23 protein-coding genes are annotated in these 25601 nt (G+C 67.8%); 9 read left to right on the top strand and 14 right to left on the bottom strand.

Annotated features, from left to right (window positions below):
- Window positions 1-9: 9 nt before the first annotated feature.
- From BMW75_RS14960 to BMW75_RS14950, 3 genes are read right to left on the bottom strand one after another with little or no spacing between them, the layout of a single operon-like run.
- The gene (locus tag BMW75_RS14960; protein WP_371467150.1) at window positions 10-1002 is read right to left on the bottom strand and encodes an ABC transporter permease; all 993 of its coding nucleotides are present in this window, start codon (window positions 1000-1002) and stop codon (window positions 10-12) included.
- A 28-nt stretch (window positions 1003-1030) separates the two neighbouring features.
- Window positions 1031-1981, bottom strand: coding sequence for a siderophore ABC transporter substrate-binding protein (locus BMW75_RS14955; RefSeq protein ID WP_092580359.1), 951 nt, complete (start codon window positions 1979-1981; stop codon window positions 1031-1033).
- A 41-nt stretch (window positions 1982-2022) separates the two neighbouring features.
- A complete protein-coding gene (locus tag BMW75_RS14950; protein ID WP_092580357.1) occupies window positions 2023-4044 on the bottom strand; it encodes a ligand-gated channel protein in 2022 nt (673 codons plus the stop codon).
- A 212-nt stretch (window positions 4045-4256) separates the two neighbouring features.
- On the opposite strand from BMW75_RS14950, the gene BMW75_RS14945 reads away from it, so the two are divergent.
- Together BMW75_RS14945 and BMW75_RS14940 are read left to right on the top strand one after the other, a co-directional pair.
- Window positions 4257-4970 (top strand): response regulator transcription factor, encoded by a 714-nt coding sequence (locus tag BMW75_RS14945; protein ID WP_092580355.1) that lies wholly within the window; start codon window positions 4257-4259, stop codon window positions 4968-4970.
- Window positions 4970-6376, top strand: a complete 1407-nt coding sequence (locus BMW75_RS14940) for a HAMP domain-containing sensor histidine kinase (protein WP_092580353.1) — start codon at window positions 4970-4972, stop codon at window positions 6374-6376. The genes BMW75_RS14945 and BMW75_RS14940 overlap by 1 nt, the downstream gene beginning before the upstream one ends.
- Before the next feature lie 37 nt (window positions 6377-6413).
- On the opposite strand, the gene BMW75_RS14935 is transcribed toward BMW75_RS14940, so the two are convergent.
- The 3 genes from BMW75_RS14935 to BMW75_RS14925 form a co-directional block, all read right to left on the bottom strand.
- The gene (locus tag BMW75_RS14935) at window positions 6414-7232 is read right to left on the bottom strand and encodes a TatD family hydrolase (RefSeq protein WP_092580422.1); all 819 of its coding nucleotides are present in this window, start codon (window positions 7230-7232) and stop codon (window positions 6414-6416) included.
- A 90-nt stretch (window positions 7233-7322) separates the two neighbouring features.
- Entirely contained in the window at window positions 7323-8036 is a 714-nt protein-coding gene (locus BMW75_RS14930; protein ID WP_076520421.1) for an ABC transporter ATP-binding protein, read from the bottom strand.
- Complete coding sequence (locus BMW75_RS14925) at window positions 8029-9261, bottom strand: lipoprotein-releasing ABC transporter permease subunit (protein WP_231952292.1); 1233 nt, start codon at window positions 9259-9261, stop codon at window positions 8029-8031. Before BMW75_RS14925 ends, BMW75_RS14930 begins: the two co-directional genes overlap by 8 nt.
- A 178-nt stretch (window positions 9262-9439) precedes the next feature.
- On the opposite strand from BMW75_RS14925, the gene BMW75_RS14920 reads away from it, so the two are divergent.
- The 6 genes from BMW75_RS14920 (at window position 9440) to BMW75_RS14895 (ending at window position 16040) form a co-directional block, all read left to right on the top strand.
- Window positions 9440-10390, top strand: coding sequence for a hypothetical protein (locus BMW75_RS14920; RefSeq protein ID WP_092580351.1), 951 nt, complete (start codon window positions 9440-9442; stop codon window positions 10388-10390).
- Window positions 10372-12072: a single-stranded-DNA-specific exonuclease RecJ gene (gene recJ, locus BMW75_RS14915; protein WP_076520418.1), complete on the top strand. Its 1701-nt coding sequence runs from the start codon at window positions 10372-10374 to the stop codon at window positions 12070-12072. Before BMW75_RS14920 ends, recJ begins: the two co-directional genes overlap by 19 nt.
- Before the next feature lie 193 nt (window positions 12073-12265).
- Window positions 12266-13370, top strand: a protein-coding gene (prfB, locus tag BMW75_RS14910) for a peptide chain release factor 2 (protein ID WP_139208535.1) whose coding sequence is annotated in 2 segments (ribosomal slippage) — window positions 12266-12346 and window positions 12348-13370 — 1104 coding nt in all. Because the reading frame shifts where the segments join, the coding sequence is not laid out codon by codon here.
- A 43-nt stretch (window positions 13371-13413) separates the two neighbouring features.
- Entirely contained in the window at window positions 13414-14169 is a 756-nt protein-coding gene (locus tag BMW75_RS14905; RefSeq protein WP_092580349.1) for an SDR family oxidoreductase, read from the top strand.
- A gap of 11 nt (window positions 14170-14180) precedes the next feature.
- Window positions 14181-15704 (top strand): lysine--tRNA ligase, encoded by a 1524-nt coding sequence (lysS, locus tag BMW75_RS14900; protein WP_092580347.1) that lies wholly within the window; start codon window positions 14181-14183, stop codon window positions 15702-15704.
- A gap of 15 nt (window positions 15705-15719) precedes the next feature.
- Entirely contained in the window at window positions 15720-16040 is a 321-nt protein-coding gene (locus BMW75_RS14895; protein ID WP_092580345.1) for a preprotein translocase subunit TatB, read from the top strand.
- Here BMW75_RS14895 and BMW75_RS14890 read toward each other — a convergent pair.
- The 8 genes from BMW75_RS14890 to BMW75_RS14855 all read right to left on the bottom strand — a co-directional run bounded on the left by BMW75_RS14890 (window position 16024) and on the right by BMW75_RS14855 (window position 24532).
- Window positions 16024-16674, bottom strand: coding sequence for a TetR/AcrR family transcriptional regulator (locus BMW75_RS14890; protein ID WP_092580343.1), 651 nt, complete (start codon window positions 16672-16674; stop codon window positions 16024-16026). The genes BMW75_RS14895 and BMW75_RS14890 overlap by 17 nt on opposite strands.
- Before the next feature lie 5 nt (window positions 16675-16679).
- Window positions 16680-17834 carry a thiolase family protein gene (locus BMW75_RS14885; RefSeq protein ID WP_092580341.1) on the bottom strand — a complete coding sequence of 385 codons (1155 nt, stop codon included), beginning with the start codon at window positions 17832-17834 and terminating at the stop codon, window positions 16680-16682.
- Entirely contained in the window at window positions 17831-19699 is a 1869-nt protein-coding gene (locus BMW75_RS14880) for an AMP-dependent synthetase/ligase (protein ID WP_092580339.1), read from the bottom strand. The genes BMW75_RS14885 and BMW75_RS14880 overlap by 4 nt, the downstream gene beginning before the upstream one ends.
- A complete protein-coding gene (locus tag BMW75_RS14875; protein ID WP_083714458.1) occupies window positions 19696-20490 on the bottom strand; it encodes an ABC transporter ATP-binding protein in 795 nt (264 codons plus the stop codon). The genes BMW75_RS14880 and BMW75_RS14875 overlap by 4 nt, the downstream gene beginning before the upstream one ends.
- Window positions 20491-20554: 64 nt before the next feature.
- Window positions 20555-21736 carry an ABC transporter substrate-binding protein gene (locus tag BMW75_RS14870; RefSeq protein ID WP_092580335.1) on the bottom strand — a complete coding sequence of 394 codons (1182 nt, stop codon included), beginning with the start codon at window positions 21734-21736 and terminating at the stop codon, window positions 20555-20557.
- Between the two features lie 52 nt (window positions 21737-21788).
- Window positions 21789-22826 (bottom strand): branched-chain amino acid ABC transporter permease, encoded by a 1038-nt coding sequence (locus tag BMW75_RS14865; RefSeq protein WP_076520410.1) that lies wholly within the window; start codon window positions 22824-22826, stop codon window positions 21789-21791.
- A gap of 3 nt (window positions 22827-22829) precedes the next feature.
- Entirely contained in the window at window positions 22830-23708 is an 879-nt protein-coding gene (locus BMW75_RS14860; protein ID WP_008159212.1) for a branched-chain amino acid ABC transporter permease, read from the bottom strand.
- Window positions 23708-24532: an ABC transporter ATP-binding protein gene (locus tag BMW75_RS14855; RefSeq protein ID WP_175493169.1), complete on the bottom strand. Its 825-nt coding sequence runs from the start codon at window positions 24530-24532 to the stop codon at window positions 23708-23710. Before BMW75_RS14855 ends, BMW75_RS14860 begins: the two co-directional genes overlap by 1 nt.
- A gap of 253 nt (window positions 24533-24785) precedes the next feature.
- On the opposite strand from BMW75_RS14855, the gene BMW75_RS14850 reads away from it, so the two are divergent.
- Complete coding sequence (locus BMW75_RS14850) at window positions 24786-25589, top strand: enoyl-CoA hydratase/isomerase family protein (protein ID WP_092580333.1); 804 nt, start codon at window positions 24786-24788, stop codon at window positions 25587-25589.
- Window positions 25590-25601 lie beyond the last annotated feature (12 nt).

The following is a 25601-nucleotide window of genomic DNA, read 5'->3' as shown; positions in this document are numbered from 1 at the left end:
ATCGAGGTCTCAGCCAAGACGGTTCCTCCGCGTGCGCAGCAGCCACAGGAACAGGATGCTGCCCAGCACGCCCACGACGGTCCCGATGGGAATCTCGTAGGGATGGATGAGCAGGCGGCCGATGATGTCGCAGGCCAGCACGAACACGCCGCCCAGCAACGCCACCCAAGGGATGGCGCGGCGCATGTTGTCGCCCAGGACGAGGCTGACGGCATTGGGAACGATGAGGCCTAGGAAGGGGATGCCGCCGGCGGTCACGACGACCACGGCCGAAATCGCGGAGACGATCAACAGGCCCACCAGCGTCAGCCGCGCATGGTTCAACCCGAGGTTCGCGGCGAACTCGCGCCCCATGCCGGCCACGGTATAGCGGTCGGCGGCGGCATAGGCCGCGCAGGCCAGCGCAAAGCCGATCCACAGCAGCTCATACCGCCCGCGCAGCACGCCGGAGAAGTCGCCGGTGGTCCAGGCGTGCAGCGATTGCAGCAGATCGAAGCGGTATGCCATGAAGGTGGTGACGGCGTGGATGACGCCGCCCAGGATCAGCCCGATCAGCGGCACGATGAAGGGCGTGCGCAGCGGCACCCGGCGCAGCAGCGCCAGGAACAGCAAGGTGCCGGCCAGCGCGAAGGCCGTGGCCGTCAACATCTTTCCGATCACCGGCGTGTCGGGCGCCAGCAGCGTGACGACCAGGATGCCCAGCGTGGCGGATTCGACCGTGCCGGCGGTCGTGGGCTCCACAAAGCGGTTGCGCACCAGCATCTGCATGATGAGGCCGGCCACCGCCAGCGCCATGCCCGCCAGGAGCAGCGCCAGGGTCCGCGGAACGCGGCTCACCATGAGCAGGCGCCACGCGCGCTCGCCCTCCTCGCCCCCGTTCCAGAGCGCGGCCCAGGGCATCTGGCCCGCGCCCAGGCTGATGCTGGCCGCGCACAGCAGCAGCAACGCCATAAACACGGCGGCCAGGCCGCCCCAACCACTGATCGCGCGCCGCCAATTCACCGGCGGCCCTTTCCGTCTGGCATGCCGCTTACTTTCCTTGCGCCAGCGCCGCGGCGATCTGGTCCACGTTCTGCTGCATGGCCGTCAGGCCCGCGCTACCCAGCAGATACCAGTTAAAGCCATTCAGGTAGACCACGCGCTGATGCTTCCACGCCTTGGTCGGACGCACCAGTTCGTTGTCCAGCATGCGCTGGGCCGACACGCCTTCGCGGCCGATGGCGGCGTCGCGGTCGATCACGAACAGCCAGTCGGGATCGGTCTGCGCGATGAACTCGAACGAGATCGCCTGTCCGTGGTTGGACACGTTCAGGTCCGTGGCGGCGGGCTTGACGCCGAAGGCGTCGTGAATGACGCCAAAGCGCGAACCGGGGCCGTAGGCGCTCATCTTGCCGCCCGTCGTCAGCACGATCAGCGCATTGCCGGCACCGGCGGCCTTGTCCTTCAAGGCCGCGATGGATGCGTCCAGCGCCGCCAGCTTTTCCTTGGCCTGCGCCTGCCTGCCGTACAGGGCGGCCAGGGTTTCGGTGTTGCGCCTGACGCTGCCGACCAGGTCCTTGGCGTCGACGGTCAGGTCGACCGTGGGCGCCAGCCTGGACAGCTCGTCATACTTGGGCGCAGAACGGCCCGCCACGAAAATCACCTGCGACGCGGCCGCGTGGATGACTTCGTAATTGGGCTCGAACATCGTGCCCGCCTTGAGATAGCGCTTGTCGGCGTACTGGCTCAGGTGCGGCGGCAGCTTGGCGGCGCTGGGCACGCCGACCGGGTCCACGCCCAGCGTGTGCAAGGTGTCCAGCACGGCCAGGTCCAGCACGATGGTCTTGGATGGGTTGGCCGGCACGGCGGTTTCGCCGCGCGCGTGCTTGACGGACACCGTGGACTGCGCGGCGCACACCGCGGCCGCGGCGCTCAGCGCCAGGGCCACGCCGGCCCGGGTTGCCCAGCGGCGGGCGGCGCCCGCCTGTTTTCCATTGTTCATGCATACCTCTCTGTGTTGGGGCGCCGGGCGCCCCGTCGTTCTCAGAACTTCACGCCCACGCCCAGCCAGTAGCGCCGGCCGTCTTCGACGTAGCCGAAGTCGTCGTAGGCAACCTGCTTGTCGAACAGGTTGTAGATGCCGGCGTACACCGACACGGTCTTGTTCACGGCGTACGAGCCGCCCAGGTCCACGAAGGTGTAGGACGGGGCCACCAGCGCGTCCGAGGACGGACCCGTGGTCGGCTGGCTTTCGCGGCCGCGGAAGTTCACGCGCGCCCAGGCCTGCAGCGCATCGGACGGCTGCCAGTTCACGGTGGTGGTGAACAGGTGCTTGGGCAACTGGTTCAGCGGCTCGCCCTTGTACTGGCCCGACTTCTGCTCGGACTTGGTGAAGGTGTAGCTGCTGGTCATGGACCAGTCGGCCGAAAGCGGCAGCTTCAGGCTGGCCTCGACGCCGCGCGACACGGCCTTGTCCACGTTCATGTACGTGGTGGGATCCGAGCCGAACTGGTTGGGTCCCTCCGTGCACTGCGTGATGGGGCAAGCGACGCGGGTGATCTTGTCCTTGAAGTCGTTGTTGAACAGCGTGACGCCGGCGCTCATGCCCTGGCCATCGTCATACAGCAGGCCGATTTCCTGGGTCACCGACTTCTCGGGCGTCAGGTCCGGGTTGCCGTACATATTGCCGCCGCGGCTGGTCTGGCCCCACCCGGCCACGGTGTTGCGCAGGTCGGGCGCGCGGAAACCGGTGGAGACGCCGCCCTTCAGGGTCCAGCGCTCGGCCATGTGCCACACGCCGTACAGGCGCGGGCTGAAGTGGCTGCCGAAATTCTCGTCCTCGTCCATGCGCAGGCCGGTGGTGACGGCAAAGCTCTCGGTCAGGCGCCATTCGTCTTCGGCGAACAGGGCCCACTGGTAGCGCTCGATCTTGCTCGGGCCGCCGGCAAGCTGGTTGCCGGTCTGGTCGTCCAGGCGCTGGTTCAGGTAGCTGCCGCCCAGCGTCAGCATGTGCGAGCCCAGCGGCAGCGACCAGCTCGTCTGCATGTCCAGGTTCTTGATCTTCATCTGGCGCGAACGGTTGTCGAATTCTTCCTGCTGGACATAGCTATCCGACACGCCCCAACCCCAGCGACCGGTGTGGGACAGCGCCCACTTGTTGCTGCGGTAATCGGTTTCCGAGGATGCCGGGCAACCCGTGCGCGGGCACGCCGTGCCGGGCGGGAGCGGCTCGACCGTCTTGCCCAGCGTGTCCTGGAACTTTTGGCGCATCGTGGTCGCTTCCAGCACGATGTCGTGGTCGCGATTCGGCGTGAGCGCCAGCTTGGCCGTCACGCTTTCGGCATTGCGTTTGCGGTAGCCGTTATAGATGTCGTCTTCGTCCCGCTGCGTGGCCTGGCCGTAGATCTGCAGGCCAAGCAGGTCGTTCTTGATCGGGCCGGCCAGGTAGAAATTGCCCTGGTAGATGTCGCCGGACTTGCTGCTCTCCTGGATCGTCGTATCCATGCGGATTTCGCCGTGCCATTCGGTCGGGACCTTGCGCGTGATGATGTTGATCACCCCGCCCATGGCGTCCGAGCCGTACAGCGACGACATCGGCCCGCGCACCACTTCGATGCGCTCGATGGCCGACAGCGGCGGCGTCCAGCCGCCTTCGACGCCGGTCGAGTCCGAGTTGGTGCGGGTCTCGCGCGAGCTCTGGCGCTTGCCGTCTATCAGGATCAGCGTGTACTTGGGCCCCATGCCGCGCAGGCTGATGTCCTGGCGGTCGCCCCCGCCCGTGACGATGACGCCGGGCACGCCCACCAGCGCGTCGTTCAGGTCGCGGTAGAACTTCTTGTCCAGGTCTTCGCGGGTGATGACGCTGATCGAGGCCGGCGCATCCTGGATGCGCTGCTCGAAACCGCTCGCGGTCACGACGACGGTGTCCATCGTGGTCGCGGTGTCGGCGGCCTGCGCCCAGACCGCGGCCGGCCCCAGGCCAAAACCCGCGGCGCACAAGGCGGTGGCCAGTTGCGTGCGCGACGCGGCAATGCGCTGGCCGGCGGCCAGTTCTTTCCTGCTCATGATTCCAACTTCTCCCGTCCCAGGCTCGCGCCGCGCCCCACGCGCCACGCCGCCCCGGCTCTTCATTTATTAATGAAAACCATTCTCATATTAGAATTGGGGCTTGCTGGACGCGGCAACACGCTTTCCGCAACTTTTATCTTCTTTGCACTTCTTGACACTCCGGCGCGCAGCGTTCGGCCACACTGCCGGATGCACGACGCCCACCACGCATGCCTTTCACTCACTCAGCGGTCGCGCGCCGCATCCTGCTTATCGACGACGACGTCGAACTGGCGCAGATGCTGCGCGAATACCTGGAACCCAATCAATGCCAGCTCACGCTGGCCCACACCGCCACGCAAGGGCAGGCCCTGCTTGCGCAGGACGACTTCGAGCTGGTGCTGCTCGACCTGATGCTGCCCGACGGCAATGGACTGGACCTGCTCAAGCGCCACCGCCAGCGTTCGCGCCGCCCGGTCATCATGTTCACGGCCCACGGCGGCGAGACCGACCGCGTGCTGGGGCTGGAGTTCGGCGCCGACGATTACCTGGCCAAGCCGTTCAGCCCGCGCGAGCTCAAGGCCCGCATCACGGCCGTGCTGCGCCGCTTCGAGGACGCGCCCGCCCTCCCCGGCCCGTCGCTGACCCTGGGCGCGCTGACGCTGGACCCGTCCACGGGCCGCGCGCGCCTGGGCGCCGACGAGGTCATGCTGACGGGCGCCGAGCAACGCATCCTGGAGATCCTGATGCGCGCGCCGGGCCAGGTGATCGCGCGCGACCAGATCGGCCTGTACGCGCTGGGGCGCGCGCCGGACCGGTACGACCGCAGCATCGACACGCACATCAGCAGCCTGCGCAAAAAGCTGCGCCTGGACCAACAGGCCGACACGCTGTCCATCCGCAATCTGCGCGGCCTGGGCTACGTGCTGGCGGGCGCCGCGTGATGGCCTTCCTGCCGGCCCGGTCGCTTTTCTGGCGCGCGTTCCTGACCTTCTGGGGCGCCATGGCCGTCATCCTCGTGTGCGGCATGGTGCTGACCGCCGCGGTGGCCTGGTACCGCTTCAATTCGCTCGATGGCCTGAATCCCGGCAACCTGACGCGCGACGCCGCCCAGGTCGCCCGAACCCAGGGTCGGGAGGGGCTGGAACGCTGGGTCCGCGCCATGGACGGCAATTACTCCGCGCTGAAGATCTACATCATGGACGCCCAGGACACGGACATCCTGGGGCGTCGCCTGCCCACCCGCCTGCACGACTGGCTGGTGGCCTACCGCGCGGGGCCGGACAGGCCGCCCCAGACGGACTACGTGCCCGCCGATCCCGCGGGCGAACGCGTCTCGTGGTGGGAGCCTCAAATACTGATCCTTCCGGACGGATCGGAATTGCTGATGCTGTTCCTGCCTTTCGATTCCTCGCGCTGGGAAGTGCTGGCGCTGTCGCCCGTCGCGCTTGCCCTGCTGCTGTTCGCGCTGGCGGTGACGGCGCCCTTCTGCTGGGCGTTGACCCGGCACATCACCGCGCCGCTGGCGCAATTGCGCCAGACCACGCATGCGCTGGCCGCCGGCCGGCTGGACACCCACACGCCCACGAACCTGGCGACGCGCAAGGACGAACTGGGCCTGCTGGCGCGGGACTTCGACGCCATGGCCGTGCGCGTGAAGTCGCTGCTCGACACACGGGAACAATTGCTGCACAACGTCGCGCACGAGCTGCGGTCGCCCCTGGCGCGCCTGCGGCTTGCCGCCGAACTGGCGCGGCGCAACGACGAGCGGCGCGACCTGCAGCTCGACCGCATCGAGCGCGAATGCGAACGCCTGGACGCCCTGGTGGGCAATACGCTGCGGCTGGCGCGCATCGGCGCGCTGCCCGAGCCCTCTGAAACGCTGGACCTGTCGGAAGTCGTATCCGGCGTGGTGGACGATGCGCGCTACGAAGCCGAAGGCCGGCACCTGCGCATCGATTGGGATACGCCGGCGCCCGTCCTGATCGCGGCAGATCGCGGCAGCCTGGCCAGCGCCATTGAAAACGTGCTGCGCAACGCCTTGCGCTTCGCGCCCGCGCACAGCGTCATCCGCGTGCGCCTGTTGACCAGCGCCAGCGAAGCCAGCATAGAGATCGAGGATCGCGGCCCGGGCGTGGCCACGCAGGAATTGGCTTCGCTTTTCGAGCCCTTCTACCGGGCGGGATCGGCCGGTGCGGCCAGCGCGCCCGGCGGCGGCGCGGGCCTGGGCCTGTCGATCGCGCAGGCGGCGATCGCCGCGCACAAGGGATCGATCTCGGCGCGCAATGTGGCGCCGCAGGGGCTGAGCGTGCGCATGGACCTTCCGCTTCCCGCAGCGCCGCAGGCGTAGCCGATGCCGGCCACGCGGGCGCCCCGCAAAGTCGCAGTCAGTCCGAATCGGCCATAATCGCAGCGGGCAGTCGCGGCAGCACACGCATGGCGTTCGCGGACGTGGCGTGCGCCACTTTTTCCGGCGTGATGCCCCGCAGTTCCGACAGGACCGCCGCAATGCGGACCAGTTCGCCAGGACGGTTGCGCCGGTCGGGCGCATGCAGCCAGGCCGGCGGGATGTCGGGCGCGTCGGTTTCCAGCACCAGGTGTTCCAGCCCCACGTCCACCGCGTGGCGGCGGATCTGCAGCGCCCGCTCGAAGGTCATGGCGCCGCCCATTCCCAGCGCAAAGCCCTGCTCGATGAAGGCCTGCGCCTGCTGGGCGCTGCCGTTGAAGGCGTGCGCGATCCCGCCGATGCGCGCGTGGCGGCGCAGATGCTTCAGCAGGATGTCCTGGGACTTGCGCACATGCAGCAGCACGGGCAGGCCGAATTCCTCGGCGATGTCCAACTGGGCGGCGTAGAACCGCTCCTGGCGCTCGCGCGGCTCGCCCGTGGCGATCTCCGGCACGAAGAAGTCCAGCCCGATCTCACCGATGGCGACAAAGCGCGGATCGCCCAGCGCCGCTTTGACGGCGTCGCGCAGCGCGTCCAGGTCGGCGTCGTCGGCGCGCTGCACATACAGAGGATGGATGCCCAGCGCATAGGCCCCGCCGGAGATGCTGCCGGCCAGGTCGCGCACCACGGTGAAGTTGGCCCGCTCGATGGCGGGGATCACGATGGCCTCTACGCCCGCCTCGGCAGCGTGGTTCGCCACCGCGTCGCGGTCGGCGTCGAACTCGGCCGCATCCAGGTGGCAATGGGTATCGATAAGCATGGGCGCATCCTCCATGGGCGGATTATCCGCCCGCCTCCCCGCGCGGACCAGCGCCGGGTTGCCTGCCGCCGCCACCAACCGGCCAGAGGCCTAGCCTGACACCAGGCGGCCGTTTTCCATCAGCAACTGGCGGTCGGCGCGCGCGGCGAGTTCAGGATCGTGCGTCACGATGGCAAACGCCGTGCCCGATTCCTGGTTCACCCGCGTCAGCAGTTCGAACATGTTGTGCGCGGTGTGCCGGTCGAGATTGCCGGTCGGTTCGTCGGCCAGCACGCACACAGGCCGTGTCACCAGCGCGCGCGCCAGCGCCACGCGCTGCCGCTCGCCGCCCGACAACTGCCCCGGGAAGTGGCCTTCCCGGGCGGACAGGCCCACCAGCCCCAGGACCTCGCGCGCAGCCTCGCGCGCCTTGTCGCGGTTCTCGCGGCGCACGATCAGCGGCATCGCCACGTTATCCAGCGCCGAGAATTCCGCCAGCAGGTGGTGGAACTGATAGACGAAGCCCAGGCTGCGGTTGCGCACCGCGCTCTTTTTCGCCTCGGACAGCCCGACGGCCAGTTGCCCGTCGACGGACACCGAGCCGCTGGTGGGGACGTCGAGCAGTCCCAGGATGTGCAACAGGGTGCTCTTGCCCGACCCCGACGCGCCCACGATGGCGACCATCTCGCCGCGCGCGACCGACAGGCTGACATTGCTGAGCACTTCGATCCGGGCGGGGCCCTCGTCGTAGACCTTGACGATGTTCTCGGCCTGCAGGGCCGGCGTCGTCCCGGCCGCGGGGTCTTGCGTCAGGGTATCAATCATGGCGCAGCACCTGTGCGGGTTGCAGGCGCGAGGCGCGCCAGCTCGGATACAAGGTTGCCAGCAGCGACAGCACCAGCGAGGTCACGCCGATGGTGACGATGTCGCCGACCTGCGGGTCGGACGGCAGCGCGCTAATGAAATAGATTTCGCGCGGCAGGAAGTGCACGCCCAGCATCCGCTCGATGAACGGCACGATCACGTCGACGTTGTAGGCAATGGCGATGCCGCCCGCCACGCCCAGCAAGGTGCCGATCACGCCGATCAGCGCGCCCTGCACCAGGAAGATGCGGGCCACCTCGCCCGGACCCGCGCCCAGCGTGCGCAGGATGGCGATGTCGGATTGCTTGTCCTTGACGGCCATGACCAGCGAGGACAACAGGTTGAACGCCGCCACGGCGACGATCAGCGCCAGGATCAGGAACATCATGCGCTTTTCGGTCTGCACCGCCGCAAACCAGGTGCGGTTGTTGCGCGACCAGTCGCTGGCCATGACGTAGGGCGGCAGCACGTTGCGCAGCTCGGCCGCCACTTCGGGCGCCTTCTGCATGTCGGCGATGCGCAGGCGCACGCCAGCGGTGCCGCTTTCGCGGAAGACGCGGGCGGCGTCTTCGTTGTCCACGAAGGCCAGCGAGGAATCGTATTCATAGTGGCCGGAGGAAAACACGCCCACCACGGTGAACTGGCGCATGCGCGGCGCGAAACCGGCGGGGCTGATCGAGCCCTGCGGCGCCATCATCAGCAGCGTGTCGCCCACCTTGACGCCCATGCCGTCGGCCAGTTCGTTGCCCAGCACCACGCCAAAGCCACCAGGTTTCAGGTCGGTCAGCTTGCCCGTCACCATCTGCCGCGGCAGGTCGGACACGTTGCCCTCGGTGGCGGGGTCGATACCCCGGACCTGCACGCCGCGCAGCGCCTGGCCCCGCACCAGCATGCCCTGCGCCGCCACGAAGGGCGCGCCGGCCTTGACCTCGGGATTGCGCTCGGCGGCGGTGGCGAACTGCTGCCACTGCTCAAGCACCCGTTCGGGCGATGCGCCGGGGATGTAGAGCTCGATGTGCGGCAGCACCGACAGCATGCGGTCGCGCACTTCCTTCTGGAACCCGTTCATCACGGACAGCACCACGATCAGGGCGGCGACGCCCAGCGCGATGCCCGCCATGGAGCTGGCGGCAATGAAGGAGATAAAGCGATCGCGGCGGCCGCGTCGCTGGCGGATTCGGGCCAACCCGGCATAGCGGGCGCCGATCCATAGTTCGTAGGGTATTTTCAGCACGTGCGCATTATTGCATTAACCGCCCGCGTCTCGCCCCGCGGATGTGCGGATCCTAGACCAGGCGTGACAACGTATGGCAGCTCCATTCGGCGCTAAGTTCCCCATCCCGCCGCGGACTACAATCGCGGCCATGCTGATCGTCATTCCGGGCGCCCTGCCCGCCCTTCCCGTCGCCGCCGAGCTGGCCAAGCTGCTGCCCGAACGCGCGCCCACCCTGCACGGCTGGCTGCAGGCCGCCACCGCCCGCCCCCAGGCCTACGACCTGCGCGCGCATGGCTGCACGGCCTTTGAATCCTGGCAACTCGAACGCGCGGGCTACGTGCCCGAACCGGGGCTGCTTCAGGGCGCTGGCCTCGGGCCGCTGCTGGCCGGGGAGCAGGATGGCGCGGGGGCCGGCGAGCCGGTCTGGCTGGCCGAGCTGATCCACCTGGCCTTGGGGACCGATCAGGCGACGCTCCTGGACCCCGCCGCGATGGACCTGCGCGACGAAGAAACGGCCGCGCTCCTGGAGACCGCCCGTCCCCTCTTCGAAGACACCGGCTTCTCGGTCGAGCCCCTGTCCGCCCAGCGTTGGCGGCTGCGCCTGCCGGCGGGCCTGCGCCCCCAGACCGCCAGCCCCATGGCCGTGGCCGGACAACGCCTGAACGATTGGTGGCGCCAGGATGCGGAAACGCGCCCGTGGCGCCGCCTGCTCAACGAAATACAGATGGCGTGGCATGAACACCCCGTCAACGACGACCGCGCGGCCCGCGGCCTGCCGCCCGTCAACGCGCTTTGGTTGTACGGCGGCGGCACCCCCTGGCCGGCGGCCCCGGCAGGCGCCGCGCAGGTGCTGACCGGACTGGACGCCCCGCAGCGCGCGGGCGACTGGGCCGCCTGGCTGGACGCGCTGGCCGAACTCGACGCGCAGCACCTGCGTCCGCTGGCCGCAGGCAAAGGCCTGCCCGCCACCCCCGTGCAGATGCTGCTCCTGGGCGACGACCGCAAGGTCGCCCTTGACCTGAAACCGCGCGGGGGCCTGCTTGGCTTGCTGCCCGCGCCCAAGAAAAACTGGAGCGCCTGGTGGTCTCACCCCGCTTAACGATCCGTCCGGCCGACCTGGCCGCCTGCCACGTCCTGGAAGCCTCGGGCATCCACCCCCTGCTGGCCCGTCTGTGGGCCGCGCGCGGCGTCACGCACCCCGATCAGACCCGGCTCGCGTGGCCCTCGCTGCTGCCCCCCGCCGGCCTGACGCATTCGGCGCATGCCGCCGGCGTCCTGGCCGATGCCATCCAGGCCGGCAAGAAGCTGCTGATCGTGGCCGACTACGACTGCGACGGCGCCACCGCCTGCGCGGTCGGGCTGCGCGCGCTGTCCGCCATGGGCGCGGACGTCGACTTCCTGGTGCCCAACCGCTTCGAGACCGGCTACGGCCTGTCGCCCGCCGTGGTCGAACTGGCCTGCCGGCACCGTGCCGGCAAACCCGACATCATCATCACGGTGGATAACGGCATTGCCAGCGTCGACGGCGTCGCCGCGGCCAACGCGGCCGGCATCGGCGTGGTCATCACCGACCACCACCTGCCCGGCGACACCCTGCCGGACGCCCTGGCCATCGTGAACCCCAACCAGCCAGGCTGCGGCTTTCCGTCCAAGAACCTGGCCGGCGTGGGCGTCATCTTCTACATGATGCTGGCGCTGCGCGCCGAACTGCGCCGTCGCGGCGTCTACGCCCCCGACGGCGGCCCGCGCCTGGACGCGCTGTCCGACCTGGTCGCCCTGGGCACGGTGGCCGACGTGGTCAAGCTGGACGCCAACAACCGCCTGCTGGTCACACAGGGCCTGCAGCGCATGCGCAGCGGCCGGCTGCAACCGGGCCTGCGCGCGCTCTTTGCCGTCGCCGGGCGCGAACCGCGCAGCGCCAACGGCTTCGATCTGGGTTTCGCCCTGGGTCCGCGCATCAACGCCGCGGGCCGCCTGGCCGACATGAGCCTGGGCATCGCCTGCCTGACCACCGACGACGAAGCGCAGGCGCTGGAAATGGCGCGCGAACTGGACAACATCAACCGCGAACGCCGCACGATCGAAGCCGAGATGCGCGAACAGGCGCTGGCCGCCATGGAAGCGCCCGACGCCGCCGCGGGCGCCACCGTCTGCGTGTTCGATCCGGGCTGGCACCAGGGCGTCGTGGGGCTGGTCGCCTCGCGCCTGAAGGAAAAATTCTGGCGCCCCACCCTGGCCTTCGCCCCGGCGGGCGACGACGAAATCCGCGGTTCCGGCCGGTCGATCCCCGACGTGCACCTGCGCGACGCGCTGGACCTCGTCTCCAAGCGCCATCCCAACCTGATCCGCAAGTTCGGCGGCCACGCCATGGCGGCCGGCCTGACCCTGGGCCGCGGCGACTTTCCGGCCTTCGCGCCCGCCTTCGACGCCGCAGTCCGCGAACTGACCGGACGCGACACCTTCGAGCCCGTCATCGAGACCGACGGCTCGCTGGAATCCGGCTACGCCAACGCCGACGTGGCCGGCATGCTGCAGCAGCAGGTGTGGGGCGCGGGCTTTGCGGCGCCGCTCTTCCTGGACGAGTTCGTGGTGCGCAACCAGCGCCTGGTCGGCGAAAAGCACCTGAAACTGTCGCTGGAACGCGGCCACCAGCGCTTTGACGCGATCTGGTTCGGGCATGACCAGTCCCTGCCCGAACGCATCCAGGCGGCATACCGGCTGGAGCAGAACGTGTGGAACGGGATGGTGTCCGTCCAGTTGGTCATCGAGCACGCGGGTTAGGCGGGACCCTCGGAATCGAACGCGTCCCCCTATATAAGGTGTCTGACACCCGTGTGAGATCCGCTACATACCTAGTGCACTTCACACGGGTGTCAGACACCGGCCTGCCCCTTTGCCACCGCGGGCCCGCGAACTTGGCCCATCCACGGTAAAATGCCAGGTTTCGCACAAAAGTCATCAGGACAGGATCATCATGGAAGCCGAACGTCAGAACCAGCTCGCAGCCCGCCTCGCCGATTACGCGGAGCGCGAACAGGCTCTACGGAGGTATCTTTGACTACGATGCCAAAGCTGAACGCCTCCAGGTCGTAAACGCCGAGCTCGAAGACCCGGCCGTCTGGAACGACCCCAAACACGCCCAGGACCTGGGCCGTGAAAAGAAATCCCTCGAGGACGTGGTGGAAACGCTCACGAGCCTGGGCTCGGGCGTTGCCGACTCCCTGGAGCTCTTCGAGCTGGCCGCCGCCGACGACGACGGCGCCACCCTCGAATCCATCGAACAGGACGCCGACGCGTTCCAGGCGCGGCTCGAAGCCCTGGAATTCCGCCGCATGTTCTCCAATCCGGCCGACCCCCTGAACTGCTTCCTGGACATCCAGGCCGGCGCAGGCGGCACGGAAGCGCAGGACTGGGCGTCGATGCTGCTGCGCCAGTACCTCAAGTACGCCGAACGCAAGGGCTTCAAGGCCGAAATCCTCGAAGAATCCGACGGCGAAGTCGCGGGCATCAAGTCGGCCACGATCAAGATCGAAGGCGAATACGCATTCGGCTACCTGCGCACCGAAACCGGCGTGCACCGCCTGGTCCGCAAGAGCCCCTTCGACTCCTCGGGCGGCCGCCATACGTCGTTCGCCAGCGTCTTTGTCTACCCGGAAGTCGACGAGTCCTTCGAAGTCGAAGTGAACCCCGCCGACCTGCGCGTGGACACCTACCGCGCATCGGGCGCGGGCGGCCAGCACATCAACAAGACCGATTCGGCGGTGCGTCTGACGCACATTCCGACCGGCATCGTCGTGCAGTGCCAGAACGACCGTTCGCAGCACCGCAACCGCGCCGAAGCCATGCAGATGCTGAAGTCCAAGCTCTACGAACTGGAAATGCGCAACCGCATGGCCGAACAGCAGAAGCTGGAAGACTCCAAGACCGACGTGGGCTGGGGCCACCAGATCCGTTCCTACGTGCTGGACCAGAGCCGCATCAAGGACCTGCGCACGAACGTCGAAATCTCCAACACGCAGAAAGTGCTGGACGGCGACCTGGATCCCTTCATCCAGGCCAGCCTGAAGCAAAACGTCTAAGTTCCGCGATTCTTCCCGCTCTCACGCACCCAGAGGTCCACGAATGTCCGACACCATTGCAATTCTCACCGGCGCATCGCGCGGCATCGGCGCCGCCATGGCGCGCGGCCTGGCCAAACCCGGCACCCGCCTGATCACCCTGGCGCGCCGCGAAGACCCCGAACTCGCCGCCCATGCGCGGTCGCAGGACGTGCAACTGGAACAACTGTCCGTGGACCTCTCGGACCTGGACGCGGCCGGCGCCGCGGCCGAGCGCATCTGCGCCGCGCTGCCGCGCGATGCCAAGCGCTATCTGCTCATCAACAACGCGGGCACGGTGCATCCCGTGGCGCGCACCGACGAACTCACCGACGCGGCAGCCATCACCGCCGCGTTCAACCTGAACGTCACCGCCGTCATGCTGCTCACGGCGCGCTTCCTGGCCGCCGTGGCCGACATCAAGGCGGACCGCCGCATCCTGAACATCTCCTCCGGCGCGGGCCGCAATCCGAACGCCGGCTGGGGCGTGTACTGCGCCACCAAGGCCGCGCTCGACATGCATGCCCGCGTGGTCAAGCAGGAACAGGGCGCCGACGGCCCCCGCATCGTGGCGCTGGCCCCCGGCATCGTCGACACCGACATGCAGGCCGCGATCCGCGCCAGCTCCGCCGAAAGCTTCCCCGCGCTGGCCAAGTTCCAGGACTTCCACGCCACCGGCAAGCTGTCCTCGCCCGCCAACGTGGCTTCCCGCATCCTCGCCTACCTGGATCGCGAAGATTTCGGCACGACCGAAATCGACGACATCCGCAATTACGACTGATCCCCCCGACCATGACCGACCACTCGACCACTCCGGCTCCCGCCCAGGATGAAAACCGCTTGATCGCCGAACGGCGCGCCAAGCTGGCCAAACTGCGCGAAACCGGGGTCGCGTACCCCAACGATTTTGTCCCGGACGCCCGCGCCGCCGCCCTGCATGACCAGTACGACGGCCAGGAGCAGGAAGCCCTCGCCGCCGCCGGCGTCACCGTGAAGGTCGCCGGCCGCATGATGCTCAAGCGCGTCATGGGCAAGGCCAGCTTCGCCACGCTTCAGGACAGCACCGGCCGCATCCAGATCTACCTGGACCGCGGCACGCTGGGCGAAGACGCCTACGCGGCGTTCAAGCAATGGGACATCGGCGACATCATCGCGGTCGAAGGGTCGGTCTTCAAGACCAACAAGGGCGAACTGTCGGTGCACGCCGCCTCGGCGCGCCTGCTGTCCAAGTCGCTGCGCCCGCTGCCCGACAAGTTCCACGGCGTCGCCGACCAGGAACTGCGCTACCGCCAGCGCTACGTCGACCTCATCATGACCGACGCCACGCGCCGCACCTTCGAGGCGCGCAGCAAGGCCGTGGGCAGCATCCGCCAGTTCATGCTGAACGCGGGCTTCCTCGAAGTCGAAACGCCCATGCTGCACCCGATCCCGGGCGGCGCGGCGGCCAAGCCGTTTGTCACGCACCACAACGCGCTGGACATGGAAATGTTCCTGCGCATCGCGCCCGAGCTCTACCTCAAGCGCCTGATCGTGGGCGGCTTCGAACGCGTCTTCGAAGTCAACCGCAACTTCCGCAACGAAGGCGTCAGCCCGCGTCACAACCCCGAATTCACGATGATGGAGTTCTATGCAGCCTACGCGGATTACCGCTGGCTCATGGACTTCACCGAGGAACTGATCCGCCAGGCCGCCATCTCGGCCACCGGCAGCGCCGTCCTGACCTACCAGGAACGCGAACTGGATCTGTCCAAGCCGTTCGATCGCCTGACCATCTGCGAAGCCATCCTCAAGTACACGGACGGCTACACCCAGGCCCAACTGGACGATGCGGCCTTCGTGCGCGCGGAACTCAAGAAGCTGGGCGCCGACGCCGACGGCCCGGTGCTGTCGCGCGCCGGCCTGGGCGCGCTGCAACTGGCCCTCTTCGAAGAGACGGCCGAAGCCAAGCTCTGGAACCCCACCTACATCATCGACTACCCGGTCGAAGTCTCGCCGCTGGCGCGCGCGTCCGATACCCGCGAAGGCATCACCGAGCGCTTCGAGCTCTTCATGACCGGCCGCGAAATCGCCAACGGCTTCTCCGAGCTGAACGACCCCGAAGACCAGGCCGAACGCTTCCGCTCGCAGGTCGAAGCCAAGGACGCCGGCGACGAAGAGGCCATGTACTACGACGCGGACTACATCCGCGCCCTGGAATACGGCATGCCTCCGACGGGCGGCTGCGGCATCGGCATCGACCGCCTGGTCATGCTGCTCACCGACAGCCCCAGCATCCGCGACGTCATCCTCTTCCCGCATCTGCGCCGTGAAGACTAAACCGCGGACGGCGTCATGATCTTCAAGATCCTGATGCTGCTGCTGGTCGTGGCGGGGCTGGTCTACTGGATCAAGCAGCCCCGCCGCATCCAGCCCGGCGCCCCTTACCCGTCCGTGCCCGCGCGCCGGCCGGCATTCATCGTGCTGTGCGTCGCCACGGCCATCTCCCTGGTCGCCGCCATCCTGACCGCGTTGCTCTGGATGGGAGGCGTCGCGGGCGGCGTCACCGGCGGCGGGTATCACGGCGAGGCCGATTTCCTGCTCCCCGTGTCGGGCTCGCTCCTGGCGCTGGCGGTGGCCTGCGCCGTGGGCGCATACATCAAGCGGCGGGGCTAGGGCCCAGCGGCCACTTTCCGGCCCCCGCCGGCAGCGCCGGCAGGGACGCCTGCAGCATCGCATCGATGAACTCCGCGGGCGCCAGCCGCCCGCCCGGCTTGTACCATTGCACCGTCAGGTTCATCGCGCCCAGCACGCATCGCTTGATGATGCGCGCATCGCCGCGCAGCAGACCCGCCTCCACCGCCCCCGCCACCACCGACTGCCACATCGCCTCGTAGCGGTCGCTCAGCACCTTCACGGCCGCCTGGCTGGGCGCGGACAGGCTGCGCCATTCGTAGACCAGGGCGTTCATCGCATCGCCGCCGGCGCCGTGCAGCATGCTCCACATGTGGACGCGGAACAGCGCCGCCAGCCGGTCCGCGGGCACGCCATAGCAGGCCAGCGCCTTCTCGCCAAGGTCGATCACTTCCTGGATGCCATTGTTCATGACCGCGACCAGGATCTCCTCCTTGCTGCGGAAATGATGAAAGAGGCTGCCCGACTGCAGCCCCACGGCCTTGGCCAGCTCGCGCACCGTCGTGCGCTCGTAGCCGTGCCTGCTGAACAGCCTGCCGGCCGCCAGGACCAGTTCCCGGCGCCGTTCCGACTCCGCGCCATCGTCCCGCGACGCGGGGGTCCCGGTCTTGTCCATGCGGCTCAGAGCCTCTGGATGATGGTCGCGGTCGCCATGCCGTGGCCGATGCACATGAGCTGCATGCCCAGTTCGCCTTCGGTGGCCTCCAGCCCAGCCAGCATCTTGGCCATCAAGCCGGCGCCCGTGGCGCCCAGCGGATGCCCGTGTGCAATCGCGCCGCCCCACGGATTGACGCGCGCCAGGTCCGCGCCCAGCTCGCGCTGCCAGGCCAGCACCACGCTTGCGAAGGCCTCGTTGATCTCGATCCAGTCGATGTCGTCCAGCGACAGGCCCGCGCGGGCCAGCGCCTGCCGCGCCGCGGGGATGACGCCCGTGAGCTGCATCACCGGGTCGGAGCCCACCGCCACGCGCGCCAGAAAGCGCGCGCGGGGCCGCAGGCCATCGGCGAGCGCCGCGTCCTTGTCCCCCAGCAGCATCGCCGCCGCGCCGTCCGCAAGCTGGCTCGCGTTGGCCGCGGTCACGCCGCCCTGCCCCGGTGCGCGCATGGCCGGCGCCATCGCCGCCATGCGGGCCGCGTCCGTGGTCTCGCGGATGCCTTCGTCGCGACGCGGCGCCCCCGGCGGCCCCGCCAGCAGCTCGGCATGCAGGCCGGCGCTGGCAGCCGCCCACGCGCGGGCGTGGCTCTCGCGCGCCCACTGATCCATTTCCGACTGAGACAGCCCCCAATGGCTGGCGATGCGTTCCGCGCTCTCGATCTGGTGGATCAGTGGATAGCGTTCAAGCAGGGCCGGATTCAGCGATTCAAAGCCGCGGAACTCCGACTGGCCCAGCGTCACGTCCAGGAACATGGGCACCCGGCTCATGCTCTCGACGCCGCCCGCGACCACATAACGCATATCGCCCGCGGCAATGGCCTGGGCGCCGAAATGCACCGCCTGCTGGCTGGACCCGCACATACGGTTCAGCGCCACGCCCGGCACGCTTTCCGGCAGTCCGGCCAGCATCGCCGCCAGCCGGCCGATATTGGCGCCCTGCTCGCCTGCCTGGCTGACGCAGCCGGCGATCAGGTCTTCGACCTTGTCCCCCGGCAGCCCCGCGCGCGCCAGCAATTCCTCCACGGTCCGGGCCAGCAGCGTATCCGGCCGCGTCTGCGCCCACCCGCCGCCGCGCCGCCCGAACGGCGTGCGCACGGCCTCCAGGATCACGGCTTGGTTCATGCCGTCGTCTCCTCATCAACGTAGAGCATTTCGATTTCGTTTGCGTAGGTGCGGTAGATGCTGGCGCGCCGCACCTTCATCGTCGCGGTGACTTCGCCGTCGTCGTGATCCAGTTCCTTGGTCAACAGATGAAAGCGCTTGATCTGCGCCACGGGCGCCAGCCCCGCATTGGCGCGCGCGACCTCCTGCTGCACCAGTTCGCGCACCTGCGGGCACTCGGCCAGCGACCGGAAGTGCGTGAAGGCAATGCGCCGAGACTCCGCCCACTTGCCCACCGTATCGAACTCAAGCTGGATCAAGGCGGACACATACTTCCTGCCGTCCGCGATCACGATGCATTCCTTCACGTAGGGGCTGCCCTTGACCGCATTCTCGATCTCCGACGGCGTGAGGTTCTTGCCGCCCGCCGTGATCATGATGTCCTTGAGCCGGTCGACGATGCGCACGCGGCCATCGTCCTGCGCCACGACGTCGCCCGTGTGCAGCCAGCCGTCGCGCACGGCATCGGCCGTCGCATCGGGATTCTTGTAGTAGCCCTGGAACACCATGTCGCCGCGCACCAGCAGCTCGCCAGCATCGCCGATGCGCCATTCCACGCCCAGGATCGGCTCGCCCACCGTGCCCACCTTCACGCGGTCCGGATGCTGTCCAAAGATCATCCCGGACGATTCCGTCAACCCGTAGACCTCGACCAGCGGCACGCCCAGGGTGCGGAAATACCGCACCACGTCCGGCGGTATCGGCGCCGCGCCCGTCATCGCCACCCGCACGCGGCGCAGTCCGATGAAATTCTGCAGCGCACGCAGCACCAGCCAGTACCACAGCCAATGCGTCAGCCGTTCGCCCACCCCATACTGCCCGGCGGACTTCTCCAGGAACGGCGCGCACCGCGCCAGCGCCTTGCGGTACAGCCACTGCTGCAGCCGCCCGGCCTCCTGCATCTTGATGGAGATCGCCGCGTGCAGCTTCTCCCAGATACGCGGCACGCCCAGGAAGATCGTCGGCGCCACCTCGCGCAGGTCCTCCTGCACGGTGCGGATCGACTCGCCGAAATTCACCTGCGCGCCCAGGTAGATGGGCACGAACGTGGACAGCATCTGCTCGGCGACGTGGCACAGCGGCAGATACGACAGGTGCACGCTGGACGCGTCCATGGACAGGCGCTCCGCGATCCCCGGCGCCACGCCGCGCATGTTGCGGTAGCTCAGCATCGCCCCCTTGGGCTTGCCGGTGGACCCGGACGTATAGATCATCAGTCCGGTGTCGTCCAGGCGCTGGCCGTCCAGCATCGTATTCAGCGCGGCCAGTTCCAGGGTCTCGCGCTCGCGCCCCCCGGCCTCGACCTCGGCAAACGTCACGATGCGCGAGCGGTCCTGCGCCGCGTAGGAACGCAGGCCCTTGGTCTCTATCATCACGATGCGCCGCAAGCGCGGCAGCCTGTCCGCCACCTGCAGCACCTTGTCGGTCTGCTCCTGGTCTTCGCACACCACCAGTTCGACGTCCGCGTGTTCCAGCACGTAGCCCATCTCCTCGGCCGGACTGGTGGAATAGACGCCCACCGCCACGCCCCCGACCGCGCCCGCGCCCATCTGCGCAAGCAGCCACTCCACCCGGTTGTCCGACACGATGGCCACCCGCCCGCCCTGGCTCAGCCCCAGCGCGCGCAGTCCCAGGCCGACGCGGCACGCGCGCTGCCAATATTCCGCCCAGGACAGGGGCTTCCAGATGCCGAAATCCTTTTGCCGGATGGCGACGGCGGACGGCTGCCGGCGCGCCTGCTCGCGCAGCATCTGCGGCAGTGTCAGCGCGGGCCAGCCAGCGGCGGCGTCGCGCGCGGCGCTCGGGTCTGCGGCGCCGTCAATCATGACAGCCAGCGCTTGCGGCGCTTGTAATGCTTGATGTCGCGAAAGCCCCGCGCCTCGCCGGACCCGCCGACGCCCAGGTAAAACTCGCGCACGTCCGGGTCCGCCGCCAGCCGGTCGGCCGACCCGTCGATCACCACCTTGCCGGTCTCCATGATGTAGCCGTAGTGCGCCACCGCCAGCGCCACGGATGCGTTCTGTTCCACCAGCAGCATCGACACCCCCTGTTCGATATTGATGCGCGCAATGATCGAGAAAATGCTCTCGACCAGCATCGGCGACAGGCCCAGCGACGGCTCGTCCAGCAACATCAGCCTGGGCTGGGCGATCAGCGCGCGGCCGATGGCCAGCATCTGCTGCTCGCCGCCGGACAAATACCCGGCCAGTCCGCGACGCCGCTCGAACAGCCGCGGAAAGTAGCCGTAGACCAGGTCGAAATCCGCGCGCGCCGCAGGCCTGCCGGTCAGCGCGTAGGTCGCGGCCACCAGGTTCTCTTCCACGGTCAGGTCCTCGAACACCCGGCGCCCTTCCATCACATGCGCCAGGCCCGACCGCACCAGGTTCTGCGGCTTGACGCCCGCGGTGTCGCCGCCGCCGAAGACGATCTGGCCGCGCACCAGCTCGCCATCTTCCAGGCCCAGCAGGCCCGACACGGCCTTCAGCGTGGTGGACTTGCCGGCCCCGTTGCTGCCCAGCAGCGCCACGATGCTGCCGGCCGGCACCGACAGGGACAAGCCACGCAGCACCTGCACCGCCTTGTTGTAGACGACCTCGATGTTGTTGATGTCGAGCACCGCCTGCGGCGGCGCCGCGGCATTCGTGTCCGCACGCGCGTCATGTCCCGGGTTCACGGCCGCCTCACTTCAGAACGATCCAATCGGAAGCGGGCACCATCTGCTTCTGCTTCACGTCGGCGCGATAGATCCGGCCCACCGGTATCGAATTGCCCTTGATGGAGATCGGCACGCCGATCAGGCCGCCCGTGTCGAAATCCTTGATGCCGTCCAGCGCGGCCTTCATGTTGGCCGCGTTCAATTCCTTGCCGGCGTCCAGCGTGCGCTTGGCCACTTCCGAGAACAGCATGGCGGCCAGGAAACCCTGCATGTAGCCGGTGCTCTGGTACTGGGGCCGCATTTCGCGGATCTTCTTGAGCATCGGCGCATCGGCCGCCGTGTCGTAGTAGTAGCGATAAGGCATCACGCCCATGAAGCCCTCGGCATCCTCGCCCATCTGCATCACGGTCGAGTTATCCATCGTCCAGAACGTGCCCATGTAGCGCGTCTTCAGGCCCATGCGCTTGCCTTGCCCCACGAACTCGGGAATGGGCGCCAGCACGTAGCCATGGAAGATGGTGAAGTCCGGATCGGCGCGGCGCAGCTTGATGACCTCGGTCGACACGTCCACGCTGCCTGGCGGCGTCATGATCTCGGTGACCACCTTCAAGCCCAGCTTTTCAGCCACGGCGCGCGAACTGGCGATGGGATCGCGGCCGAACTCCGTGTCCGAATACACAAAGGCGACCTTGGCGCCCGGCTGCTCCTTGGCGATGTAGCGCAGCAGGATGCCGAACATCTCGGTGTAGTCAGGCCCCAGCATGAACTGCGCGGGGTACTTCGCCGGATCGTTCAGCTCGGTGGCGAACGAGGCGCCCGTCATCAGGATGTCGCCCGTGCGGTTGAGCTCCGCATTGATGGTCTTGGAAAAGCCGGTCGAATCCCCGTAGTAGAAATTCACCTTGTTCTGGCTGGTGATCTTCTTGAACGCCGCGACCGACGCGTCGACCTTGTAGGCCGTGTCCTCGGGCACATAACGCAACTTGCGGCCCTTGATCCCGCCCTGATCGTTCACGATCTTCACGTAATCCGTGATGCCCGCATGGATGCCCTGCCCGGCGAAGGCGAACACGCCGCTCAGCGGAATCGAGCCGCCCAGCACCAGGTCCTCGGCCGCCTGCGCCGCCGGCGCCGCGGACAACGCCGCCGCCAGGCCCAACGGGGCCAACCACCTCGATAAACCGCTGCCTATCCGGATGCGCTTCATGGTTTGTCTCCAGGGTCTTATGGGTGGCCGCCGTCACGCCGCGCGCGTCGCGCTACGTGCGAAAAGGCCATAGGTGAAAGAATCGGCGCACGCGCCGCCAGATTTCCGCGAGCCCGTGCGGCTCGAAGATCAGGAAGCCCACGATCAGCAGGCCGAAAACAATGGTGCGCACGGGCGAAATCAGCCGCAGCGCGTCGCCGCCCACCGGCAGCCAGCCGACGACCAGCTTGAGGAACTCCGGCACCATCGTCATGAAGAGCGCGCCCAGGATGGATCCCAGAATCGATCCCATGCCGCCCACGATGATGGCCGCCAGGAAGAAGATCGACATGATGAGTGGAAAACTCTCCGGCGTGACCACGCGGAAGAAGTACGCCCACAGCCCGCCGGCCACGCCGGCATAGAACGAAGACAGCCCGAAGGACAGCAGCTTGTAGCGCAGCAGCCGGATGCCCAGCACTTCGGCCGAAATGTCCCGGTCGCGGATCGCGATGAAGGCCCGTCCGATGCGGGTGCGGAACAGATTCGCCGCGCCCAGCACCATCAGCACGGTCACGGGCACGATCAACCAGTAGATCTTGAACGAGGTATCCAGGTCCATGCCGAGGATCCGCGCCGGCGGCACCTGCAGGCCGCTGGTGCCGCCCGTGAACTGCCAGTTCGCGAAGATGAAGTGCGCGATGAACGACGCCGCGATCGTGGAGATGGCCAGGTACAGCCCCTTGACCCGCAGCGAAGGAATGCCGACCAGCAGCCCGCCCACCATCGCGACGCCGCCGCCGGCAAGCAGGTTGACGAGGACCGGCGTGCCCAGGCGCATTTCCATCACCGCCACGGTGTACGCGCCCAGTCCCATGAACGCCGCCTGCCCCAGGCTGACCAGCCCCGTATACCCCGTCAGGATGTTCAGCCCCGTCGCGCTCGCGATATTGATCGCGACCAGGCAGGCAAGATACAGCCAATAGGCATTGGCCACGAAGGGAAACAGCACCAGCGATGCCGCCAGCAAGGCCAGCCACACATGCTGCGTGCGCGTGTCGAAAAGCGCCTCATCGGCCAGGTACGTCTGCTTGGCGGTCGCGATACGCATGGATCAGAGCCTCTCGATTTCACGGGTGCCAAAAAGCCCATAGGGACGGGCCATCAACACCACGACCAGCACGACAAACGTGGCCAGCAGCTTGTATTCGCCGCCCAGGTAGGCGCCGGCCCAGGCCTCCAGCAGGCCGATGAAGATGCCACCGACCAGCGCCCCGGCCACGCTGTCCAGGCCGCCCACGATCACGACCACCAGCACCGACAGGCCAAACACCCCCATCGACGAAGAGATGCCGCCGATGGCGCCCACGATCACCCCCGACACCGCCGCGATCGCGCCCGCGGTCACCCAGGCCAGCGAAAAAACGCGCGGCACATTGATGCCCATGGCATAGGCCGCGCCCTGGTCCGACGCCGTGGCCCGCAGCGCGACCCCGCCGCGCCAGTAGCGGAACACCACCAGCACCAGCAGGGCCAGGACCACCGCCACCCAAAACCCATAGAACACCTTGGGCGCCACGAACGCCTCGCCCACCATGACAGGCGCGCGCGGCATGAACTCCGGCAGGCGGCGCTGGTCCGCCGTCCAGATGAGTTCGACGGCGCCCACCAGGATGGACGCCAGGCCCACGGTAATCATGAAAACGGAGATCGGCGACTCGCCGAGCATCGGCCGTATCGTCAGGCGCTCGACCACGGCGCCCAGCGCGCCGGACACGACGACCGCGCCCACGATCGCCAGCCAGATCGGCCACGCCATACCCGTGGCAAACGCATAAAACACGTAAGCGCCCAGCATCAGGAATTCGCCGATGGCGATATTGACCACGCGCGTCGCCTTGTAGACGATGACGAAGGCCAGCGCGGCCAGCGCATACAGGCCGCCGCTGCCCAGGCCCGCCAGCGAGACCTCCAGGAAGAACAGCCAGTCCATCAGGCCGCCTCCCGCAACCGGCGGCGCAGATCGCCGACATCGCCCGCGCCCAGGTAAGCCTTGATGACCTCCGGATTGGCCTGCACCTGCGCCGGCGTGCCATCGGCAATGACCTGCCCGAAATTGAGCACCACGACGTGATCGGACAGGTCCATCACCATGCCCATGTCGTGCTCAACCATCAGCACCGTCACGCCCCACTCGGTCCGCGCATCCAGGATGAAGCGCGCCATGTCGTCCGTCTCTTCGCGGTTCATGCCCGCCACGGGCTCGTCCAGCATCAGCACCTTGGGCTGCATCGCCAGCGCCCGCGCCAGTTCCACGCGCTTTTGCAGGCCGTAAGACAGCGCGGCCACCGGCGCGTGGCGGATATGGTCGATTTCAAGGAAATCGATGATGCGCGCTTCGATGTCGGCGCGCAGCGCCATCTCCTCGCGGCGCGCACTTCCCAGATAAAACAGCGCATCCAGCACATTGGTGCGCAGATGCGCGTGGCGGCCCAGCTTGATGTTGTCCAGCACCGTCATGCCGCGAAACAGCGCAATGTTCTGGAAGCTGCGCGCCAGGCCCAGCCTGGCGCGCTCGGGCGCGGCCATGCGCGTGATGTCGCGGCCTTCGAAACGGATCTGCCCGGAAGCGGGCTTGTAGAAACCGGAGATGGTATTGAACAGCGAGGTCTTGCCGGCGCCGTTCGGGCCGATGACCGTGGTGATGGAACCGGGCGCGACGCGAAAGCCCACGCCGGTCAGCGCCTTGACCCCGCCGAACGCCAGCGTCACCCCATCCGCCTCCAGCAAGGCAGGCCTGTCGGACTGATCCACCATTTGTCTCCCCGCTTGTTATGCGAAGTTTTCTTGCCGCCTGCGGCGGACATTTTTTACGACGGTGAACCTGGCGAACCCGCGAGGCAGGAGATGCAACGAACCTGTCTTTACCTACGCCAGTACAGCGCCGGAAAATCGTTCTATGCGTTACGCTAAGCGTGCTTAAAACAAAACCAAGCAAGCGCTCGGTTCAGACCTTAGCATCGCGGTTTTTGGATCGACAGTTGGTATTTACCCGAAACGGAGACAAGCCATGAACCAGGAACTACCGAAGTTCCACACGCTGCTGCTGGAGACCGACGGCGCACTCGCCACCCTCACGCTCAACCGCGCGGATGCGCTCAACGCCATCGACGTCGCCACGGCGCGCGACCTGCAACGGGCCGCGCAATGGATCGAAACGCGCGATGCACTGCGCGTCGTGCTGCTGCGCGGCGCGGGCAAGGCGTTCTGCGCGGGCGGCGACATCGGCATGTTCACAGGCGAGCCCGCGACCGTGCGCGCCACGCTGTCCGACCTGTTCACGCCCTTGAATGATTTTGTCGGCCGCATCCCGCGGATGGACAAGGTCTGGCTGGCGCAGATCCACGGCGTCGCGGCAGGCGCGGGCCTGTCGCTGGTCCTGGCGTGCGACCTCGCCATCGCCGACGCGGGCGCACGTTTCATGACGGCCTACCTGAAGCTGGGCGCCACGCCCGATGCCGGCATGACGCATGGCCTCATGCGCACGGTGGGTCCCAAGCGTGCACTCGATCTATTGCTGCGACACGACGCGTTCACGGCCGATGAGGCGCTGGCATGGGGCATCATCACGCGCACCGCCCCGGCGGGCGAACTGACGGCCTCGGCACAAGCCTATGCGCAAGACATCGCCCGTCACGCGCCGCACGGCATCGCGGGCGCCAAGGCCCTGCTGCGTAGCGCGGCGCACGCCCCGCTGGAAACGCAATTGGCCGAAGAAACCGCGCGGTTTCTGCTTTCGGCCGGACGCGCCGACTTCGCCGAAGGCGTCGCGGCGTTCCGCGAAAAGCGCACTCCCCGGTTCACCGGCCAATAGCGCCCGGCGAGC

Origin of the sequence: Achromobacter sp. NFACC18-2 (genome assembly GCF_900108985.1) — a bacterium.
Classification (GTDB): domain Bacteria; phylum Pseudomonadota; class Gammaproteobacteria; order Burkholderiales; family Burkholderiaceae_B; genus Achromobacter.
The sequence above is the reverse complement of the archived record's forward strand: the minus strand, read 5'-3'. Positions and strand labels throughout refer to the sequence as shown.

Bases quoted from the DNA above. Each gene is read 5' to 3' on its own strand.
- BMW75_RS14955 (WP_092580359.1), bottom strand. From the start codon at position 1,981: ATGAACAATGGAAAACAGGCGGGCGCCGCCCGCCGCTGGGCAACCCGG.
- BMW75_RS14950 (WP_092580357.1), bottom strand. From the start codon at position 4,044: ATGAGCAGGAAAGAACTGGCCGCCGGCCAGCGCATTGCCGCGTCGCGC.
- BMW75_RS14945 (WP_092580355.1), top strand. From the start codon at position 4,257: ATGCCTTTCACTCACTCAGCGGTCGCGCGCCGCATCCTGCTTATCGAC.
- BMW75_RS14940 (WP_092580353.1), top strand. From the start codon at position 4,970: ATGGCCTTCCTGCCGGCCCGGTCGCTTTTCTGGCGCGCGTTCCTGACC.
- BMW75_RS14935 (WP_092580422.1), bottom strand. From the start codon at position 7,232: ATGCTTATCGATACCCATTGCCACCTGGATGCGGCCGAGTTCGACGCC.
- BMW75_RS14930 (WP_076520421.1), bottom strand. From the start codon at position 8,036: ATGATTGATACCCTGACGCAAGACCCCGCGGCCGGGACGACGCCGGCC.
- BMW75_RS14920 (WP_092580351.1), top strand. From the start codon at position 9,440: ATGCTGATCGTCATTCCGGGCGCCCTGCCCGCCCTTCCCGTCGCCGCC.
- BMW75_RS14905 (WP_092580349.1), top strand. From the start codon at position 13,414: ATGTCCGACACCATTGCAATTCTCACCGGCGCATCGCGCGGCATCGGC.
- lysS (WP_092580347.1), top strand. From the start codon at position 14,181: ATGACCGACCACTCGACCACTCCGGCTCCCGCCCAGGATGAAAACCGC.
- BMW75_RS14895 (WP_092580345.1), top strand. From the start codon at position 15,720: ATGATCTTCAAGATCCTGATGCTGCTGCTGGTCGTGGCGGGGCTGGTC.
- BMW75_RS14890 (WP_092580343.1), bottom strand. From the start codon at position 16,674: ATGGACAAGACCGGGACCCCCGCGTCGCGGGACGATGGCGCGGAGTCG.
- BMW75_RS14885 (WP_092580341.1), bottom strand. From the start codon at position 17,834: ATGAACCAAGCCGTGATCCTGGAGGCCGTGCGCACGCCGTTCGGGCGG.
- BMW75_RS14880 (WP_092580339.1), bottom strand. From the start codon at position 19,699: ATGATTGACGGCGCCGCAGACCCGAGCGCCGCGCGCGACGCCGCCGCT.
- BMW75_RS14870 (WP_092580335.1), bottom strand. From the start codon at position 21,736: ATGAAGCGCATCCGGATAGGCAGCGGTTTATCGAGGTGGTTGGCCCCG.
- BMW75_RS14865 (WP_076520410.1), bottom strand. From the start codon at position 22,826: ATGCGTATCGCGACCGCCAAGCAGACGTACCTGGCCGATGAGGCGCTT.
- BMW75_RS14860 (WP_008159212.1), bottom strand. From the start codon at position 23,708: ATGGACTGGCTGTTCTTCCTGGAGGTCTCGCTGGCGGGCCTGGGCAGC.
- BMW75_RS14855 (WP_175493169.1), bottom strand. From the start codon at position 24,532: ATGGTGGATCAGTCCGACAGGCCTGCCTTGCTGGAGGCGGATGGGGTG.
- BMW75_RS14850 (WP_092580333.1), top strand. From the start codon at position 24,786: ATGAACCAGGAACTACCGAAGTTCCACACGCTGCTGCTGGAGACCGAC.